We start from the raw sequence: 15,170 nt of genomic DNA, 5'->3' as shown, positions 1-15,170 counted from the left end.
CGCGACCGACGACCAGCAGTCTGGGAGACGAGTATGACCAATCTGTCGCCGCACCTCCGCCAGGCGACCCCCGTGGTGGCGGTCCGTGGTGAGGGAGTTCACCTGTACGGTGAGGACGGCCGTCGCTACCTGGACTTCACCGCCGGCATCGGGGTCACCAGCACCGGCCACTGCCACCCCAGGGTGGTCGCCGCTGCCCAGGAGCAGGTGGCGACACTCATCCACGGCCAGTACACGACCGTCATGCACCGGCCGCTCCAGCAGCTGGTCGCCGAGCTGGGCGAAGTGCTCCCGGCGGGGCTGGACAGTCTGTTCTTCACCAACTCCGGCAGCGAGGCGGTGGAGGCCGCGCTGCGGCTGGCCCGCCAGGCGACCGGCCGGCCCAACATCGTGGTCTGTCATGGCGGCTTCCACGGCCGGACCGTGGCAGCGGCGTCCATGACGACGTCGGGCACCCGTTTCCGTTCCGGGTTCGCGCCGCTGATGCCGGGCGTGGTGGTCACGCCGTTCCCGGCCGCCTACCGGTATGGCTGGGACGAGGACACGGCGACCCGCTTCGCCCTCCAGGAGCTCGACTACGTGTTGCAGACGATCTCCTCGCCTGCCGACACGGCGGCGGTCGTCGTGGAGCCGGTGCTCGGCGAGGGTGGATACGTCCCGGCGACGCGCGCCTTCATGGAAGGGCTGCGGGAACGGGCGGACCGGCACGGGTTCCTGCTCGTCATGGACGAGGTGCAGACGGGTGTGGGCCGCACCGGCCGGTTCTGGGGGCACGAGCACTTCGGTGTCGCCCCGGACATCCTGGTCACAGCCAAGGGCCTGGCCAGCGGCTTCCCGCTGTCCGGCATCGCGGCCTCCGAAGAGCTCATGAGCCGTGCCTGGCCGGGGTCGCAGGGCGGCACGTACGGCGCCAACGCCGTCGCCTGCGCGGCCGCCGTCGCCACCCTGCGCACGGTCGGCGAGGAACGCCTCGTGGAGAACGCCGAGGCCATGGGCAAGCGACTGCGCGCCGGGCTGGAGGAGGTGGCCGCCGAGCACTCCTGCATCGGCGACGTGCGCGGGCTGGGCCTGATGCTGGCCAGCGAATTCGTCACCGAGGACGGCCGGCCCGCTCCCGAGATCGCCGCCCGCGTCCAGCAGGCCGCCATCGAGGAAGGACTCTTGCTGCTCCTGTGCGGCGCCTGGAACAACGTCGTGCGCATGATCCCGGCGCTGGTCATCGACGAGGCGGGAGTGGACGAGGGCCTCCGCGCCTGGAGCGCGGCGGTGCGGGCCGGAGTGTCCGGCAGATGACCGGCAGGCCCGGCGACGCCTCGCGCGTGTCCCACCGGCCCGCATCCGCCCGAGAGCTGCTGGATGTGCTCGGGCGGACCGCTCCCGGGCTGGATGTGGAGACGGACGTGGGCCGGCGCGCGCAGTACGCCTACGACGCCTCCAACTATCGGGTGCCGCCGCTGGCCGTCTCCTTCCCCCGGTCGGCCGGCGACGTGCGCGCCGTCGTCCGGGCCTGCCACGAACTCGGAATACCCGTCACCGCACGCGGCGGCGGGACCAGCATGGCCGGCAACGCCGTCGGACCGGGCGTCGTACTGGACTTCTCCCGCCACATGCGCCGCGTCCTGGACCTCGACCCCCGCACGCGCACCGCCCGTGTGGAGGCCGGTGTCGTCCTGGACGACCTGCGCGCGCTGGCCGCACGCGAAGGGCTGACATTCGGCCCCGACCCGTCCTCGCACAGCCGCTGCACCCTCGGCGGCATGATCGGCAACGACGCGTGCGGCAACCGGTCGGTCCGGCACGGACGCACGAGCGCGCACGTGGAGTCCCTGGAGATCGTGACGGCCGACGGCGTCCTTGCGTACGCCGAGCGCGGCGGGCTGCGTGCCGCCGACCCTGCCGACGGCGAGCGGATCGCGCGGCTGGAGAAGGACCTGCGGCGGCTCGTGGAGGAGAATCTCGCGCCGATCCGCACCGAGCTCGGCCGCATCCCGCGGCAGGTCTCCGGCTACCAGCTCCAGCACCTGCTGCCCGAACGCGGTTTCGACGTCCCCCGTGCTCTCGTCGGCACCGAGGGCACCTGCGTGCTGGTCACGGGGGCCACCGTGGGCCTGGTGCCGCAGCCTTCGGCCACCGCCCTGCTCGTGCTCGGCTACGACGACGTGGTCGCCGCCGCCGAGGACGTGCCGGAGATCCTGAACTGGTCTCCCACCGCTGTCGAAGGCATGGACGAGGCCATCGTCGGCACCATGCGGGCCCGTCGTGGCCCGGGCTCGGTCACCGGCCTGCCGGACGGGCGTGCCTGGCTGTACGTCGAACTAGACGGCGACGGCGGTGACGGCGGTGCGCCCGATGTGACGGCGGCGGTCGCGGCGCGGGCCCGCGACCTGCTCGACGTACTGCGTTCGCGCGGGCGGCTGGTGGCCGGTCGGGTGGTGGAGAGCGACGCCGAACGCAGGTCACTATGGCGGGTTCGCGAGGACGGCGCCGGTCTGGCCGCCCGCCTGGTGGACGGTGGCGAGTCGTGGCCGGGCTGGGAGGATGCGGCCGTCGAGCCGGCGAACCTCGCCGCCTACCTGCGAGACTTCCGCGCCCTGCTGGCGGCGCACAGGCTGGGCGGCGTGCTGTACGGGCACTTCGGAGCCGGCTGCGTCCACGTGCGCATCGACTTCGACTGGTCCACGGACGGCGGCAGGGCGGCGGCGCGGCGGTTCCTGCGCGAGGCGGCGACGCTGGTCACCGGGCACGGCGGCACTCTGTCGGGAGAGCACGGCGACGGCCGCGCCCGCGGCGAGCTGCTGGAAGTGATGTACGGGCGGCGCATGCTGGAGCTGTTCGCGGCCGTCAAGCGGGTCTTCGATCCGGAGGGGCTGCTCAACCCCGGCGTGATCGTCGCCCCGGCGCCGCTGGACGCCGACCTGGCGCTCGACACGCCGTCCGGCGCGCGGGCGTGGCCGACCCTGACGCTCTTCCCGCAGGACAGCGACGGTTTCGCCGGGGCGGTGCGCCGCTGCGTGGGCGTCGGCCGCTGCCGTTCCAGTGCGGGCGGCGTCATGTGCCCCAGCTACCGCGCCACCCGGGACGAACGCGACTCAACGCGTGGCAGGGCGCGCGTGCTGCAGGAGATGCTGCGTGGCGAGACCGTCACGGACGGCTGGCGTTCGCGGGAGGTGCGTGACGCGCTCGACCTGTGCCTGTCGTGCAAGGCCTGCTCGACCGACTGCCCCACGGGCGTTGACATGGCCACTTACAAGGCGGAGTTCCTGCACCGGCACTACCGCGGCCGGCCGCGGCCCCGTGCTCACTACTCCCTGGGCTGGCTGCCCGCGGCCGCGCGTGTGGCCACCCTGGCGGCCGGGCCGGTCAACGCGCTGCTACGCGGCCCGGCCGGGCGGCTGCTGACCCGGCTGGGCGGCATCGCGCCGCAGCGACGGCTGCCCGCGTTCGCCCCCCGGAAGGCCCTGCGCGCCGCCCTCGCCGCTACTCCCCCAGGCGCGCGGGAGCCCGAGGCGGTGTTGTTCATCGACAGTTTCACCGCGGCGTTCCGGCCAGGCGTGGCGGCGGCCACCTCCCGGGTTCTCGCCGCCGCCGGCGTGCCGGCCGCGCCACAAGCAGGACTGTGCTGCGGGCTGACCTGGATCAGCACCGGCCAGCTGGCCGTGGCGCGCCGCGTCATGGAGCGCACGGTCGCGCGTCTCGACGCGAGCTCCAGCGGTCCGCACGCAACGCTGCCGATCGTGGTACCCGAGCCCAGCTGCGCAGCCGCACTCGCCCACGATCTCCCCAGGCTGCTCGGCACCGAGGCCGCCGAGCGGGTGGCGCGCCGGGTCCACACACTCACCGCTGCCCTGGACGAACTCGCCGCGGCCGGATGGGAGCCGCCCCCGCTGCCCGGCCGGGTCGTCCTGCAGACCCACTGCCACGAATACGCCCAGTTCCCCGGGCACCGGCCGCGTGACCTGCTGCGCCGCTTCGGGGTACGGGAGGTCGCCGAGGCGGAGGGCTGCTGCGGCCTGGCGGGCAACTTCGGCTTCGAGGCCCAGCACTACGACACCTCCATGGCCGTCGCCGACCTGGCCCTGCGCCCCAAGCTGGACGAATTGCGCGACGGGGTGGTGGTGGCCGACGGATTCGGCTGCGCCACCCAGGTCGAGCACCTAGGCGCGGACCGGGGCATCGCCGCCCTGCACCTGGCGGAACTGCTCGACCCGGGCCCGGAGACGCAGACAGACACAACAACTGAACGAAAGGCAGGCTCATAATGTCCTCACCCATCGAACGGGTGCCGAAGCGGCTGTTCATCGCCGGCCAGTGGGCCGATGCCGCCTCCGGCGCCACCATGCCCGTCGACGACCCCGCCACCGGCCAGATCCTGTGCCACGTGGCCGACGCCGGCCCCGAGGACGGGCGGCGCGCCGAGGAGGCGGCGGTCGCCGCGCAAGAAGAATGGGCGCGCACCGCACCGCGCACCCGCAGCGAGATCTTGCGCCGGGCGTACGAGATCATCATCTCTCGCACCGACGAGCTGGCCATGCTCATGACCTCCGAGATGGGCAAGCCGCTCGCGGAGGCGCGCGTCGAGGTGGCCTACGCGGCCGAGTTCTTCCGCTGGTTCTCCGAGGAAGCGGTACGGATCGAGGGGGCGTACGGCACGCTGCCCGACGGCCGCAACCGGATGCTGCTCTCACGCCGCCCGGTCGGGCCCTGCCTGCTGATCACCCCGTGGAACTTCCCGCTCGCCATGGGCACGCGCAAGATCGGCCCGGCCATCGCCGCAGGCTGCACGATGGTGCTCAAGCCGGCACCGCAGACGCCGCTGTCGAGCCTGGCGCTGGCCGCCATCCTGCGGGAGGCCGGCCTGCCCGACGGCGTGCTGAACGTCGTCACCACCTCCCACGCCGGCGAGCTGATCAAGCCGATGCTGCGCCGCGGGCACATCCGCAAGTTGTCCTTCACCGGATCCACACAGGTGGGACGCACGCTGCTGGCCCAGTGCGCCGACACCGTCGTGCGCACCTCCATGGAACTGGGCGGCAACGCGCCGTTCATCGTCTTCGACGACGCCGACCTGGACACCGCCGTGAACAGCGCGATGGTGGCGAAGATGCGCAACATGGGCGAGGCGTGCACCGCCGCCAACCGCTTCTTCGTGCACACCTCCGTCGCGGACGAGTTCGCGGCACGGCTCGCCGAGCGCATGGGGTCCTTGGTCGTGGGGCCGGGCACGGAGCCCGGTGTCGACGTCGGCCCGCTCATCGACCAGGCGGGCCGGGCCAAGGTCGCCGACCTGGTCGCCGACGCCGTCGAACGCGGCGCGAAGGTGCTGATCGGCGGCGAGACCCCGGCCGGTCCCGGCTGCTTCTACCCACCCACCGTCCTCACCGGCGTCGACCCGGGCTCCAGGCTCACGAGCACGGAGATCTTCGGGCCGGTGGCGGCCGTACTGACGTTCGACGACGAGGACGAGGTCGTACGGGCCGCCAACGACACCGAGTGGGGGCTGGTCGCTTACGTGTTCACCCGGGACCTGAGCCGTGCGTTGCGCGTCGGAGATCGGCTGGAGGTGGGCATGGTCGGACTCAACACCGGCCTGGTGTCCAATCCGGCGGCGCCCTTCGGCGGTGTCAAGCAGTCGGGGCTGGGCCGGGAGGGCGGCCGGGTCGGCATCGAGGAGTTCCTCGATTACAAGTACCTGGCCGTGCCGGTATGAGCGCCATGGGCCGTCCTCTCCTTGTCGCCCTGCACGACGGCACGCCGCTGCCGCACCCGGAACGCGTCGAGGCGCTCGCCGACGTCCGCCACGTCGGCGAGGACGGTCTGGCCGGCGCCCTGCCGGGCGCGGACGTGCTGCTTGTGGGCGGTGCCGGGTTCACCGGCATCGTGCGGGCCTGGCCGGCGGACCCGGCGCTCGCACCGCGCTGGGTCCATGTGGCCGCCACCGGCGTGGAGCACGTGCTGTTCGACGCGCTGGTACGCGATTCCGGGCTCACCCTGACCAACTCGCGCGGCATCTACGACGAGGCGATCGCCGAGTACGTCCTCGGCCTGATCCTCGCCCTCGCCAAGGACCTACCGGGCACCCTCGCCCACCAGCGGCGGCGCGAGTGGCGATGGCGGGAGAGCGAGCGGATCGGCGGCCGGGCCGTCCTCGTAGCCGGCACGGGGCCGATCGGCCGTGCCATCGCCCGCCAGTTGCGCGCCGCCGGCCTGCGGGTCAGTGGCGCGGGCCGTACCGGGCGCTCCGGCGATCCCGACTTCGGGACCGTGTACGGCGGCGGCGAGCTGCTCGCCGCGCTCGGAGAGGCCGACTACATCGTGCTGGCCGCTCCGCTCACCCCGCAGACGCGCGGGATGATCGACGAGCGGGCGCTGCGGGCGATGAAGCCCACCGCCCGGCTCGTCAACGTGGGCCGCGGCGGGCTGGTCGTCCAGGACGCGCTCGTGGACGCGCTGCGTCGCGGGCGGCTCGCCGGGGCGGCGCTGGACGTCTTCGAGGAGGAACCGCTGCCGGACGATTCGCCGCTCTGGGACCTGCCCGGAGTGATCGTCTCGCCGCACATGGCGGGCGACGTGCACGGCTGGCGGGCGGCGCAGGCCGAGCTGTTTCTCGACAACCTGCGCCGTTACCTCGCCGGCCGGCCGCTGCGCAACGTCGTGGACAAGGAACGGGGGTACGTCAGTGGCCGAGCCGGCGGGCCGTGATCTCCGCTGCCGTCTCGGAGACCAGGCGGCCCAGCTCGGGCAGCCGGTCCGGGTCGAAGCGCGAGTCCGGCATGGACACCGCCACCGCGGCGAGCGGCGTGCCGTCCGCCTCCAGAATGGGCGCCGCGATCGCGCAGACGTCCGCCCGGTACTGGTTGCGGTTCACCGCGTACCCGTCACGCCGCACCTGCCCGAGCTCGGCGCGCAGCTCGTCGGGATCGGTCACGGTCGTCGGGCTGTAGCTCTCCAGTCCGCGCGCGACCAATTCGTTGACCTCGCCCGCGCTCAGATGAGCGAGCACTGCACGGCCGGCCGCGGTGGCATGCAGCGGAGAGGTGTCGCCGATCTGGTGAAAGGTGCGCACCGCCCGGTCGCTGTCGACCCGGTCCACCACGACCATGCACTGCAGCCCGTCCGGCACCGCGAGGTGGATCGTCTCGTTGACCACGTCACGCAGCCGCATCATGGGCTCGCGCGCGGCGGCGAACAGGGTGGAGCCCTGGAGCGCGGCCGGTCGGACGGCCAGCACCCGCGCGCCGATCTCCCACCGCGTCGTGTCGCCGCGGCTGGCGCGCAGCCATCCGGCCTCGTGCAGCGTCACCAGTGTGCGCTGCACCGTCGACTTGGGGAGATCGAAGTGTTTGGCCAGCTCCCCCACGGTGACCGGCTGCATCTGCGCCACGGCCTCCAGGACCCGGAGACTGCGCGTCACGCTCTTCATCTCCACAAGATCTCCCAAGGTAAATAGCAGGTAACCACACGTACACACCCTCTTGACGGGGAAACCGTCGGTTCTTAATAATGCCGAATAGTAGCACGGCGTTCCACAATGTGGCACGGCAGATGCGAGGCTCGCCACACGAAGCGGGCCCTTCCCGAATCAAAATCCAGCCCCGGAGCGCCGGTCAACGCCCGGTGTCCATCCGTTGAAAGGAATCCCCTGTGGCAGCCACGAAGCGTGTCGCGGTCGTCGGCGTCGGAACGATGGGCAGCCAGGCCGCCTGGCGGCTGGCGGCCCGCGGCGCCGAGGTCGTCGGATACGACCGGTTCGCCCCCGGCCACGACCGCAGCGCCGCCGGTGGCGAGACCCGGATCTTCCGCAGCGCGCACTTCGAGGACTCCCGGTACGTCCCGCTCCTCAAGCACGCCGACGCCCTGTGGGAGCAGCTGCAGCAGGAGACCGGCCGCGAGCTGCGCCGTCTGACCGGATGCCTGCTGATGGGGCCGACCGAGCATCAGCAGATGGCCACCGTCCTGCAGTCCATCGCCGAGCACGACCTCGACCACGAGGTGCTGGACGCCGAGACGCTGGCCAAGCGCTTCCCGCAGTACCACCTCGAGGACGGCGACGCCGCCGTGCTCGACCGCCGCGCCGGCTTCATCCGGCCCGAGCTGACGGTGCAGACCGCGGCCCGCCGCGCCGAGCAGCTGGGCGCCCGCATCCACCGCTACACACCGGTGCGGGAGATCACCCGGGTTGCCGGCGGGGTCGAGGTCAGCACCGACTCCGGCAGCGAGCGCTTCGACGCGGTCGTCGTCACGGTCGGCCCCTGGGTCAACGACCTGCTCCCCCACCTGCCGTGGGAGGTGGACATCCGCCGCCTCATCAGCGCCTGGTACGTGCCCACCACCGACGCCTGGTTCGGCGAGGAGCGCCCCGCCTTCATCCGTACGGCGCCCACGCACTGCTACGGCCTGCCCTCCCCGGACGGCGTCTCCGTCAAGGTGGGGCTCTCGCGCGACCTGCACCGCCCGGCCGGCGACCCGAATGCGCTGGACCGCACCGTCCAGCCGGAGGAACTGGAGATCTTCACCGAACTGCTCCGCCGCCACCTGCCGGACCTGCACCCGGACCCGACCCGCCTGTCCGTCTACATGGAGGGCTACACCGAGAGCAGCCGGCCGCTGGTCGGCCCGCTGCCCGGCGCCGGCGACGAGAACGTGATCCTGCTCGCCGGGTTCTCCGGCCACGGCTTCAAGCTCTCGCCCGCCTTCGGCGACATCGCCGCCGACCTGGCGCTGGACGGCACCTCCTCCCAGCCCATCGAGTTCATGACGACCCTCGGCCGCACGGCCGCCTGAACGAGGTATGAGATGACCTGGACCATCGCCACCCTGACCGCCGAACCCGGCGCCAAGACCAGCGGCACCGTCACCGTGGATCTCGGCACGACCACCGCCGACGTCCCGCTGATCCTCATCCACGGCTCCCGTCCCGGCCCCACCGTGGTCATCACCGGCGGGGTCCACGGCGGCGAGTTCGCCGGGATCGCCGCCGCCGCTCAGCTCGCGGCCCGGCTCCAGCCCGACGACGTGGTGGGCCGGATCGCGATCTGCCCCGTCGCCAACCCGCCCGCCGTCTACGGCGGTCGCCTCAACGTCTCGCCGCTCGACGGCGTCAACATCAACCGGGTCTTCCCCGGCGACCCCGCCGGCGGACCGACCGAGCGGATGGCCGCATGGCTGTTCGAGCACCTCATCCCCGGCGCCGACGCCTACGCCGACCTGCACAGCGGCGGCATCGACGAGACCCTGCTCGACTTCGTCGGCTACCGCCTCACCGGGGACGACGCCCTCGATGCCAGGAACCGCGCGATGGCCCACGCCGTCGGCTACGAGCATGTCGTGTTCGGCCGCTCCGCCGAGGGCGGCAACAGCCACGCCGCCGCCAACCGCCTCGGCATCCCCGCCGTCCTCATCGAGACCGGCCAGCGCGGCGACCGCGACCCGGCCACCGTGCGGACCCTGCTGGACGCCCTGCACCGGCTGCTGAACCACCTCGGGGCCATCGAGGGACCTGCCCCGGCGCCGACGGCCACGCCACGCGAATGGGTGTGGACGGGTGACGTCGAATCACCCGCGGCCGGCCTGTGGTATCCCGACGCCGTCACCGGCGACGAGGTCACCGAAGGACAGGCCATCGGCCGGATCGTCGACCCCGTCGACGGCGCAGAGCACAAGGTCACCGCCACGGCCACCGGAACGATCATCTATGGCATGAACGGCCTCACCGTCGTCCGCGGTGCGCATCTGGCCGCCACCGCCGCTCCCGCCTGACCACTCCCCGAACCGCGACCATCCCCCCGGAGGTACCGCCATGACACATGCACCGATCGGAAGGCGGGCGCTGTTGCGCGGCGCCGCCGCGCTGGCCGCCCTGCCGGCGCTCGCCGCCTGCGGCACCGGCACCAGCCGCGCCACCGGCTCCAGCGGCTCCAGCGGCTCCAGCGGCTCCAGCGCCAAGACGGTGGCCGTCCGCAACAGTGGCGGGGCCTACGGCGAGGCCCTCAAGAAGGCGATCTACGACCCGTTCACCAAGGAGACCGGCATCACCGTCCAGGTCGCCAACCTCGACGGCGCCCAGGTCGTGGCCCAGATCAAGCAGGGTCGCCCTCAGGTCGACCTCATCTACAACTCGATGATGGACCACGCCAAGTTCGTCCACGAGAACGCCCTGGAGAAGCTGGACCTCGACCGGATCAAGAACCTCAAGATCGCCAAGCTGCCCGACAGCCAGATCACCGAGTACGCCGTCGCCGACAGCTTCTACGCCCAGTGCATGGCGTACCGCACCGACGCCTTCGGCGGGCGTAAGCCGGAGTCCTGGGCCGACTTCTGGGACGCCAAGGCTTTCCAGGGCGGCCGCTCGATGTGCAACCCGGACGCCGACCTGCCAGAGCTGGAGTTCGCGTTGCTGGCCGACGGCGTCCCGATGGACAAGCTGTACCCGCTCGACGTGGACCGCGCCTTCAAGGCGCTGGATCGGATCAAGTCCGAGGTCAAGAAGTACTGGGACAGCGGCCCGCTCCCCGGCATGCTGCTCACCCGCCAGGAGGTGACGATGGCCACCGTCTGGCACGGCCGCCTCGCCGATCTGACCAAGCAGGGCGTCCCGGTCGCGGCCCAGCTGAACGGCGCCCGCCGCCAGTTCCAGGGCTACTCCATCTCCAAGGGCGCGGCCAATCTGGACGCCGCCTACCAGCTCTTCGACTACGCGGTGAATCCCGACGTCCAGGCCCGCCTGGCCATGGCATACCCGTCGAACCCGTCGTCCCCCCTTGCCTACGAGAAGCTCACCGAGGAGGTGCGCAACGGCCTCGCCGGTGCGCCGCAGAACTACGACAAGGGCTTCGACGTGGACACCGAGTGGTGGATCAAGAACGAAGAGGCGGTCACCAAGCGCTGGCTGGGGTGGGCTCGTGGCTGAGTTCGGTGTGTCCACGCCGTCCGTCGGAGTGGCCGGCGCCAAGCCGGCCACCTCGACCGGCAAACCGCTGTCGGTAGTGGCCCTGCGCAAGACGTACGGGGACGCCGTCGCCGTCGACGAGGCGTCCATGGAGATCGCCGCCGGGGAGTTCGTCACCTTCCTCGGCGCCTCGGGGTCGGGCAAGACCACGACCCTGATGATGATCGCCGGTTTCTGCGAGCCGGATTCCGGCACCATCACCGTCGGGGGCCGCGACGTGACCCGGCTGGCCCCGCAGAAGCGCAACCTCGGTTTCGTCTTCCAGCAGTACCTGCTGTTTCCACACATGACCGTCGGCGAGAACGTCGCGTTCCCGCTGCAGCTGCGTGGCGTGCCGAAGGACGAGATCCGGCGGCGAGTTGGAGAGACGCTGGAGATGGCGGGCCTGTCGGGCTTGGCGGGCCGCCGGCCGCGCGAGCTGTCCGGCGGGCAGCAGCAGCGGGTGGCCCTGTGTCGTGCGCTGGTCTACCGGCCGCCGGTCATCCTCATGGACGAGCCGCTGGGCGCGTTGGACAAGAAGCTGCGCGACCAGCTCCAGGTCGAGATCAAGGCCATCCAGCAGGAGCTGGGCCTGACCGTCATCTACGTCACGCACGATCAGGAGGAGGCGCTGGTCCTGTCCGACCGCATCGCGGTGATGCGCAACGGCAGGATCGAGCAGTTCGACACCCCCCGGGAGCTGTTCGAGCGGCCGAAGACCGCCTTCGTCGCGGACTTCCTCGGCGCGGCCAACTTCCTGCCGGGCCGCGTGGAACAGCAGACCGACGCGCACACCCTGGTCCGCCTGGACCGGAGCGGGGGCCTGCTGAAGGCACGGCGCCACGACCTGGCCGCCGGTGTCCCGGTCAAGGTCGCCGTCCAGCCGGGCCGGCTCCGGGTGTGCGCGCCCGATGACGGCTTCTGCACCGGCACGGTGGAGACGGCGACGTACGTGGGCAGTGTGGTGCGTGCCGGTGTGCGGGTCGACCGCGGTGACGCCCCGCTGCTGCGCATGGAAGCACCGGCCAAGAGCGGACCCGTCATCGGCGAGCGGGTCGGGATCTGCGCGGATGCCGACGACGTCAACCTCTTCCCCGACGAACAGGGCAGGTGAACGATGGCCGCCACCCTCGCCGGCGCCCCCGCCCGCCCCCGCCGGCTGCTGGCCTCCCGCAGGACCCGGGCCGGCATCCTCTACGCCCTGCCGGCCGTAATCTACCTGCTGGCGCTGTTCGTCTACCCGATCTTCAGCACGCTGCTGCTGAGCGTGAAGGACCTCGACGGAGCCCTGACGCTGCACTGGTACGCCGACGCGCTGACGGGCGTGAACCTGTCCGTGCTGTTCACCACGCTGCGGATCGCCGCCGAGACGGCGCTGTTCAGCCTGGTCATCGGGTTCCTCCTGGCCAACGCGATCTCCCGGCTGCGGCCCCTGGTGGCCGCCCTGGCCATGCTGATCGTCGTCGTCCCGCACTTCATCAGCGCCCTGGTGCGCACCTACGGATGGATCATCATGCTCGGCGACAAGGGCCTGGTGAACCAGCTGCTCATCAGCCTGGGGGCGGCCGGGGCGCCGTACCAGCTGCTCTACAACGAGATCGGCGTGGTCATCGGCACCACCGCGATGATGCTGCCCTACACCGTGCTGTTGCTGTACGGCGTGATGCGCGGGGTGGACCGCAGACTGCTCGCCGCCGCGGCCAGCATGGGCGCCGGCCGCGTGACGATCTTCCGCCGGATCTACCTTCCGCTGGTCGCTCCCGGACTGGCCACCGCCGGGCTGCTCAGCTTCATCCTCGCGCTCGGCTACTACATCACCCCGGCCCTGATGGGCGGCCCCAACCAGACGATGATCGCCTCCCTCATCAACCAGCAGGTGATGAAGCAGAACCAGTGGAACGGCGCGGCCGCCGAGGGCGTCATCCTGCTGCTGCTGACCTTCGCGGGCCTGCTTCTGGTCAAGCTCGTCAGCTCCCTCGGCGAGGCGAAGAAGAGGAGCGCGTCATGATGGAGCTGCGCAGCACCCTGGCCGGGCGGATCGCGCTGACCGCGTTCGCCACCGTGGTCCTGCTGTTCCTGGCGCTGCCGATCGTCGTGATCGTCGTCACCTCGTTCAGCAAGAGCGCCTTCGCATCGTTCCCGCCGGACTCCTGGTCGCTCGGCTGGTACGAAACGCTGTTCGCCGACGGCAGCAAATGGCCGGGCGCGCTGTCGCTGAGCGCTCTCATCGCCTCGCTCAGCACCGTGTTCTCACTGATCATCGGCGTGACCGCAGCGACCGCGCTGACCCGCAGCGAACTGCCCCTGCGCTCCGCGGTCTACGCCCTGGTCCTGGGGCCGCTGATCATCCCGCACATCGTCACCGCCCTGGGCCTGTTCCTGCTCTTCGAGCCCGCCTCGATGCTGGGCAGCCCGCTCGCGATCGCCCTGGGGCACACCGTGATGGCCTCGCCGATCGCGGTGATGATCCTCGTCGCGACGCTGCGTGGGATCGATGAACGCCTGGAGGACGCCGCGGCGAGCATGGGAGCGGGCCGCCTGACGATCGCTCGGCGGATCACCTTCCCCCTGGCCGCGCCAGGGATGGTGGCGGCGGCGATCTTCTCCTTCATCACCAGTTTCGATGATTTCTACGTCTCACAGTTCCTGTCCTCCGTCGGCACCCTGACGCTGCCGGTGCAGATCTACAACTCCTTGATGTTCGACATCGATCCCAGCGTGACCGCGATCAGCGCGCTGCTGATCGCTTTCGCGATCCTCGCCCTCGTGCTGGTCGGGCTGGTGCGCTGGCTCGGCTCCGGCCGCCAGAACGCGCTGCTGTCGGTCGAGACCGCCACGGCCCTCGGCGCTCCAGGCAAGGAGACGCCGTGAACGCCACGCGGACAGCCGAGCGGCACCTGCTGCTCAGCATGACCGCGAACGGCTCACTCGGCGCGGCCGGCGAGGAGTTGTTCGTGGTGACCCACGGCGACGGACCGTACGTGCACGACTCGGCCGGCCACTGCTACATCGACGGCCTGTCCGGGCTCTACTGCGCCCAGCTCGGCTACGGCTACGCCGAGGAGATCGCCGAAGCGGCCCGGCAGCAGCTGCGCGAGCTGTCCTACAGCCCCCTGTGGTCGGCTTCCACGCACCCGGCCGCCCTGAAACTGGCCCGGCGGCTCGCCGGCCTCGCCCCCGGCGGGATGGAGCACACGTTCTTCAGCAGCGGCGGCGCCGAAGCCGTCGAAACCGCCTGGAAGATCGTGCGCCGCTACCACGTACTGCGCGGCGAGCCCGGCCGGACCAAGGCGCTGGCCAGGCGCGGCGCCTACCACGGGCTCACCCTGGGCGCCCTGTCGTTCACCGACGACCCCGGCCTGAAGGAGCCGTACGGCACGCCCGCCGTGCCGACCAGGTTCGTCGCCAACACCAACCGGTCCCTGCTGCCCGAGCCGCTCGACGACGCCGCGTTCACCGCCCACCTGCTGGCCGACATGGAGGCCGCGGTGCTGGCGGAGGGCCCGGAGACCGTCGCGATGCTCATCGCCGAGCCGGTGCAGAACCGCGGCGGCTGCATCACCCCGCCCGAGGGCTACTGGGAGGGGCTGCGCCGCCTGGCCGACCGGTACGGGTTCCTGCTCGTCGCCGACGAGGTGATCACCGGGTTCGGCCGGCTCGGCGAGTGGTTCGGCGGCGACCGCTACGGCGCCCGGCCCGACCTCGTCACCCTGGCCAAGGGCCTCACCGCCGGATACGCCCCGATGGGCGCCACCATGGTCGGCGCCCGCGTCGCCGAAGTGCTGAACCAGCCCGGCGAGGTGCTCAACCACGGCTACACCTTCTCCGGGCACCCGCTGTGCGCGGCCATCGCGCTGCGCACCATCGAGATCATGGAACGCGACGACGTCCTGGGCAACGTCCGCGCCCACCAGGTGCACCTGGGCAAGCGGATGGTCGCGCTGGGCGCCCTGCCGATCGTGGCCGACGTACGCGGCGCGGGCTATTTCTACGCCGTCGAGCTGGCCGGCGACGGGGAGAACGGCGCATTCAGCGAGGCCGCGCGGGCCGCGCTCGTCCGCGACCTCATCCCGCGCCGGCTGCGCGAGGCCGGCCTGCTGGCCCGCGTCTACGACAGGGCCGCCCCCCTGCTGCAGATCGCTCCGCCCCTGATCGCCGACGGCGACCTGCTCGACCGGATCGCCGACATCATCGCCGCCACGCTCGACGAGGCGTCGGAGCGGCTCGTCTCCCCCGAAAGGTAGAA

The 15,170-nt window shown here is 71.8% G+C and carries 12 protein-coding genes; 11 read left to right on the top strand and 1 reads right to left on the bottom strand.

Going from position 1 to position 15,170, the window contains the following annotated elements:
- Window positions 1-33: 33 nt before the first annotated feature.
- Genes EDD27_RS10905 through EDD27_RS10890 form a run of 4 tightly spaced genes read left to right on the top strand, consistent with a single transcriptional unit; the run spans window position 34 to window position 6,699 of the window.
- A complete protein-coding gene (locus tag EDD27_RS10905) occupies window positions 34-1,293 on the top strand; it encodes an aspartate aminotransferase family protein (RefSeq protein WP_127932298.1) in 1,260 nt (419 codons plus the stop codon).
- Window positions 1,290-4,259, top strand: a complete 2,970-nt coding sequence (locus EDD27_RS10900; protein ID WP_127932297.1) for an FAD-binding and (Fe-S)-binding domain-containing protein — start codon at window positions 1,290-1,292, stop codon at window positions 4,257-4,259. Before EDD27_RS10905 ends, EDD27_RS10900 begins: the two co-directional genes overlap by 4 nt.
- A complete protein-coding gene (locus tag EDD27_RS10895; RefSeq protein WP_206641348.1) occupies window positions 4,259-5,707 on the top strand; it encodes an NAD-dependent succinate-semialdehyde dehydrogenase in 1,449 nt (482 codons plus the stop codon). The genes EDD27_RS10900 and EDD27_RS10895 overlap by 1 nt, the downstream gene beginning before the upstream one ends.
- 5 nt (window positions 5,708-5,712) lie before the next feature.
- On the top strand, window positions 5,713-6,699 hold the full coding sequence (locus tag EDD27_RS10890; RefSeq protein ID WP_127932296.1) for a D-2-hydroxyacid dehydrogenase: 987 nt from the start codon (window positions 5,713-5,715) through the stop codon (window positions 6,697-6,699).
- Here EDD27_RS10890 and EDD27_RS10885 read toward each other — a convergent pair.
- Window positions 6,674-7,411 carry an IclR family transcriptional regulator gene (locus tag EDD27_RS10885; RefSeq protein ID WP_206641346.1) on the bottom strand — a complete coding sequence of 246 codons (738 nt, stop codon included), beginning with the start codon at window positions 7,409-7,411 and terminating at the stop codon, window positions 6,674-6,676. The genes EDD27_RS10890 and EDD27_RS10885 overlap by 26 nt on opposite strands.
- Window positions 7,412-7,641: 230 nt before the next feature.
- Here EDD27_RS10885 and solA point away from each other — a divergent pair, with 230 nt between their 5' ends.
- The 7 genes from solA to EDD27_RS10850 are packed head-to-tail and all read left to right on the top strand — an operon-like array spanning window position 7,642 to window position 15,168.
- Window positions 7,642-8,781 (top strand): N-methyl-L-tryptophan oxidase, encoded by a 1,140-nt coding sequence (solA, locus tag EDD27_RS10880; protein WP_127932294.1) that lies wholly within the window; start codon window positions 7,642-7,644, stop codon window positions 8,779-8,781.
- A 12-nt stretch (window positions 8,782-8,793) separates the two neighbouring features.
- Complete coding sequence (locus EDD27_RS10875; RefSeq protein ID WP_127932293.1) at window positions 8,794-9,756, top strand: succinylglutamate desuccinylase/aspartoacylase family protein; 963 nt, start codon at window positions 8,794-8,796, stop codon at window positions 9,754-9,756.
- 40 nt (window positions 9,757-9,796) lie between these two features.
- The gene (locus tag EDD27_RS10870) at window positions 9,797-10,906 is read left to right on the top strand and encodes an ABC transporter substrate-binding protein (RefSeq protein ID WP_127932292.1); all 1,110 of its coding nucleotides are present in this window, start codon (window positions 9,797-9,799) and stop codon (window positions 10,904-10,906) included.
- Entirely contained in the window at window positions 10,899-12,038 is a 1,140-nt protein-coding gene (locus EDD27_RS10865) for an ABC transporter ATP-binding protein (protein ID WP_127932291.1), read from the top strand. The genes EDD27_RS10870 and EDD27_RS10865 overlap by 8 nt, the downstream gene beginning before the upstream one ends.
- 3 nt (window positions 12,039-12,041) lie before the next feature.
- Complete coding sequence (locus EDD27_RS10860; protein ID WP_127932290.1) at window positions 12,042-12,932, top strand: ABC transporter permease; 891 nt, start codon at window positions 12,042-12,044, stop codon at window positions 12,930-12,932.
- Window positions 12,929-13,795 carry an ABC transporter permease gene (locus EDD27_RS10855; RefSeq protein WP_127932289.1) on the top strand — a complete coding sequence of 289 codons (867 nt, stop codon included), beginning with the start codon at window positions 12,929-12,931 and terminating at the stop codon, window positions 13,793-13,795. The genes EDD27_RS10860 and EDD27_RS10855 overlap by 4 nt, the downstream gene beginning before the upstream one ends.
- A complete protein-coding gene (locus EDD27_RS10850) occupies window positions 13,792-15,168 on the top strand; it encodes an aminotransferase class III-fold pyridoxal phosphate-dependent enzyme (RefSeq protein WP_206641345.1) in 1,377 nt (458 codons plus the stop codon). Before EDD27_RS10855 ends, EDD27_RS10850 begins: the two co-directional genes overlap by 4 nt.
- Window positions 15,169-15,170 lie beyond the last annotated feature (2 nt).

It is taken from the genome of Nonomuraea polychroma (assembly GCF_004011505.1).
In the GTDB taxonomy this organism is placed as follows: Bacteria; Actinomycetota; Actinomycetes; order Streptosporangiales; family Streptosporangiaceae; genus Nonomuraea; species Nonomuraea polychroma.
The sequence above is the reverse complement of the archived record's forward strand: the minus strand, read 5'-3'. Positions and strand labels throughout refer to the sequence as shown.

Excerpts from the sequence above, each read along its gene's own strand:
- EDD27_RS10875 (WP_127932293.1), top strand. The coding sequence starts at position 8,794 with ATGACCTGGACCATCGCCACCCTGACCGCCGAACCCGGCGCCAAGACC.
- EDD27_RS10860 (WP_127932290.1), top strand. The coding sequence starts at position 12,042 with ATGGCCGCCACCCTCGCCGGCGCCCCCGCCCGCCCCCGCCGGCTGCTG.
- EDD27_RS10895 (WP_206641348.1), top strand. The coding sequence starts at position 4,259 with ATGTCCTCACCCATCGAACGGGTGCCGAAGCGGCTGTTCATCGCCGGC.
- EDD27_RS10900 (WP_127932297.1), top strand. The coding sequence starts at position 1,290 with ATGACCGGCAGGCCCGGCGACGCCTCGCGCGTGTCCCACCGGCCCGCA.
- EDD27_RS10905 (WP_127932298.1), top strand. The coding sequence starts at position 34 with ATGACCAATCTGTCGCCGCACCTCCGCCAGGCGACCCCCGTGGTGGCG.
- EDD27_RS10890 (WP_127932296.1), top strand. The coding sequence starts at position 5,713 with ATGGGCCGTCCTCTCCTTGTCGCCCTGCACGACGGCACGCCGCTGCCG.
- EDD27_RS10855 (WP_127932289.1), top strand. The coding sequence starts at position 12,929 with ATGATGGAGCTGCGCAGCACCCTGGCCGGGCGGATCGCGCTGACCGCG.
- EDD27_RS10870 (WP_127932292.1), top strand. The coding sequence starts at position 9,797 with ATGACACATGCACCGATCGGAAGGCGGGCGCTGTTGCGCGGCGCCGCC.